Source organism: Pontimicrobium sp. MEBiC01747 (genome assembly GCF_053601635.1).
Map to the genome: position 1 here is coordinate 1 of NZ_JBSHNS010000574.1, position 1,310 is coordinate 1,310.

Consider the following 1,310-nt stretch of genomic DNA (forward strand, 5'->3'; position numbering starts at 1 on the left):
ATAATAGGCTTATTACTTAAACCATTTTGAGTTCTAAATTCAAATTCATCGACCTGCACTCGTCCAGCAATTGCATCAATTAGAGGGTGGCCAACAAAATGTACAGGGAAATTATGCTTATCTTCATAAAAAGGCTTTTCAAAAGGAAGAATAACATACATCTCATCAATATCGTTTTTTATAGCTTTAATTCTATTTTCTTTCCAAGCCCATATTTGCGGAGAAATATAATAATGAGTTTTAAACTGTTTCTGCCTAGCCCATTTAGCAATGCGTAAATTAAAGCCAGGATAATCAATAAAAATAATAACATCAGGATTATAGTCTTCAATATCTTTTTTGCAGAATGCTAAATTTCGAGTTATGGTTCTTAAATTCATAACAACCTCTAAAAACCCCATAAAAGCGAGGTCTTTGTAATGTTTTACGAGAGTTCCTCCTACACTTTGCATAAGGTCTCCTCCCCAAAACCTAAAATGGGCATCGACATCTTGAAGTAATAGAGATTTCATTAGATTAGAACCATGTAAATCTCCCGAAGCCTCTCCCGAAATAATATAATACTTCATCTGCTTGTATTAATAGTTTTGTTATTGATTATAATTCTCTAAAACTTATTTACTAAAAAGATAATAGCAACTATTATAATAGCTAAAATTAACCCTTTGGCATAATCCTCTTTTTTTCTACTCAAAAAGTAATAAAAAACAGGAAGATTTAAAAGGATGCCAATACCAGCATAGTTTTTAATAGTAGAAAAAGATACTATTTTTTGTATAATTTCTTTAGATTCTAAGCCTAAACTAGCATTTAAATAAAGCACATAAATAGTTATGCCTATAAAAGTAACCGCTAACCCAGTTATAAAACCAGTAATAATTGCTTTTTTATTCATTAAAACGCCATGTGTTTAATTCTTGAATACATTGATGAGCTGTTAAATCGAATTGCACAGGAACTACAGAAATGTAACCATTCTCTAAAGCCCATTCATCGGTATCCTCACCATCATCATAATTTTCAAATACTCCAGAAAGCCAATAATAATCTTTACCCTGTGGTGTCTGTCTTTTGTCGAAAGCCTCTTTCCAATTAGCTTTGGCTTGTCTACATATTTTAACACCTTTAATTTTAGAATCTTCTAAGTCAGGAATGTTTACATTTAAAACAACACCTTTTTTTAAACCATGAACTAAAACATTTTTAGCAATAATTTTCGCATATTTTTTTGAAGCTTCAAAATTAGTTTCCCAACTATGGTTTAAATTAGAAAAACCAATAGCGGGAATGCCTTCAATACCAGCTTCAAT

At 30.8% G+C, this 1,310-nt stretch carries 3 protein-coding genes; all 3 read right to left on the bottom strand.

Annotated elements, in window-relative coordinates; genetic code table 11:
* The coding region (locus tag ACVC2P_RS19240) for a lipid-A-disaccharide synthase (RefSeq protein WP_452600069.1) at positions 1-569 on the bottom strand (569 nt) is incomplete at its 3' end.
* Positions 570-607: 38 nt separating this feature from the next.
* Positions 608-895 (bottom strand): hypothetical protein, encoded by a 288-nt coding sequence (locus tag ACVC2P_RS19245; protein WP_452600070.1) that lies wholly within the window; start codon positions 893-895, stop codon positions 608-610.
* Positions 888-1,310: 5'/3'-nucleotidase SurE (gene surE / locus ACVC2P_RS19250; protein ID WP_452600071.1), on the bottom strand; the 423-nt coding region annotated here is incomplete at its 5' end. The genes ACVC2P_RS19245 and surE, both read right to left, overlap by 8 nt.

What these genes read in the sequence shown, in the direction of transcription:
- ACVC2P_RS19245 (WP_452600070.1), bottom strand. Translation starts at nt 895, where the DNA reads ATGAATAAAAAAGCAATTATTACTGGTTTTATAACTGGGTTAGCGGTT.